1 protein-coding gene is annotated in these 2080 nt (G+C 55.3%); it reads right to left on the bottom strand.

Annotation, left to right across the window (positions count from 1 at the left end):
- Nucleotides 1-2080: hypothetical protein (locus tag RXV86_RS22005; RefSeq protein WP_316302726.1), on the bottom strand; the 2080-nt coding region annotated here is incomplete at both ends.

Genomic DNA, 2080 nt, shown 5'->3' with positions numbered 1-2080 from the left:
ACTTCCGGGATGACCTCGTGATCGCCATTGTCGAGGCAGAACTGCAGCCAGTTGGCATGAAACTCCGCGAAGTGACCTCGCATCACCCCCCAGGCGCTGCCAATATCTGCCTCCGGTGGCGACAGTTCCAGCATCTCGACCATCCGGCCGCTCTTGTCACGGGCCCAAACGTGGGGGGAGGGGAAATGTGCAAGGAGGTGGGAGGCGAGAGCGTACACACTGCACCGAAGCGCCTGCATCGGGGGATCCGTTCCAATCGTCGAACCTTCGCACAAAGCGATGGCGCGACTAATTGAGCTGATCGCCTGTTGTCTAGAGGTGGGGAATCCAATTTGCGACTGCGCCATGTAGACACTGTACAAGTTCATGCAAAGCCTTACACGCGCGGGATTCAACTCAAACCTATCCTTAAGACTGTCGCCGTCATAGAGTGCCTGTGAAACTGCGAGGTTCTTGAGTGCTGATGTTAAATCGCCATTGTCAGTTAGCGTCGCACCCCAGTTATTCAGCAGCCCGGCGCGATCGGCATCCAGTTCCGTCCGATTGTTTAGACTGTCATCTTCATAGAGCGTTTGTGCCGCAGCGAATTTCCGCAATGCCGACGGCAGATCGCCAGTTTTCCGAAGCGCACTACCCCAGTTGCTAAGGAGCAAAGCCCGTCGATTATCTAGCTGCTTTTTTTTTCTTAGGCTGTCATCGTCATAGAGCGCTTGTGCAGCCGCGTATTTCCGCAAAGTCGATGGCAGATCACCGCCGAAGAGCAACAAATTACCCCAGCTCACCAGCAGGTTGGCTCGGCCCGCATCCAGGTCCGTCCGGTTTCTTAAGTTGTCACCATCATAGAGCGCCTGCGCCGCTGAGTATTTTTGCAGCGCTGCAGACAGGTCCCCGGAATCAGTGAGTGCTGCCCCCCAGTTTTCAAGTAACCTAATACGTTCGGCATCCAACTCTGTCCGGTGTTTAAGGGTATCACCATCATAGAGCGCCTGTGCCTTCGCGTATTTTTGACGCGCCGCTGGCAGGTCACCGTCAAGTAGAAGCGCTCCTCCCCAGTTAGTCAGCGCTAGCGCACGCTCACCATCCAGTTCGGTCCGGAGCCTCAGGCTGTTTCCATCAAGGAGTGCCCACGCCGCTGAGACTTGTTCCTGAGCCGCCGACAGATCACCAGCGTCTTGAAGCGCGCCTCCCCAATTGATCAACAATCCAGCGCGATTGACATCCAACTCCGTCTGGTGTTGCAAGCTGTCACTGTTGTAGAGCGCCTGCGCCATCGCGAATTTCTGCAATGCCGACGGAAGATTTCCAGCATTGTGAAGCGCTACACCCCAATTAAACGGAAGGAGCGCGCGAATCGCGTCCAGTTCTTTCCGGTGCTTCAGGCTTTCGCCCTCAAGGAACGCTTGTGCAGCTGAGTATTTCTGCAATGCTGCCGGCAAATCACCTGCGGCGGCAAGCACTCCGCCCCAATTGATCAGCAAAATGCTCCGACCTTCGTCGGCATCCTTCCGGTGTTTCAAGCTTTCGCCATCATAGAGCACCTGCGCCGCTGCGTATTTCTGAAGCGCTGCTTTCAGGTTGCCGCTTGCATGAAGCACCCACCCCCAGTTGGTCAGCAATCCTGCACGGCGGTCGTCGAACTCTACTCGGCACTTCAGAAAGTCGCTGTCAAGTAGCGCTTGTGTTGCCGCGTATTTCTTCGACGCAGCTGGCCAATCGTGAGCTCTTTCTAGCACAGTTCCCCAGTTGGACAGAACGGCAACCCTTTGGGGGTCCAGATCTTCTCGGTGTCTTAAGTTGTTGTCGTCAAGAAGCGCTTGTGCTGCCGCAAATTTCTGTGCTGCTGCCGCCAGTTCTCCCTTAGCGTCGAGCGCCATGCCCCAAGTCTGCTGCAACCTAGCGAGCACCACTCTACTATCGTCGAATTCAGACGTCCGTAGAACCCGTTCTGCATTACTTAACAATTCCAAGGCCAAATCTGATTTCATCAAAAAGACGAATGTCTTCGCCTTCCAGATCAAAATTTCAGCGTGTTGCTGCGCGATCTGGCCCCGGTCCGCTGCATCCAAACCTTCAATCTCGT

The organism is Aliisedimentitalea sp. MJ-SS2 (assembly GCF_032586155.1).
In the GTDB taxonomy this organism is placed as follows: Bacteria; Pseudomonadota; Alphaproteobacteria; order Rhodobacterales; family Rhodobacteraceae; genus JAWHTC01.
Note: the sequence above shows the minus strand (reverse complement) of the source record. Positions and strands in the feature narration are given on the sequence as shown.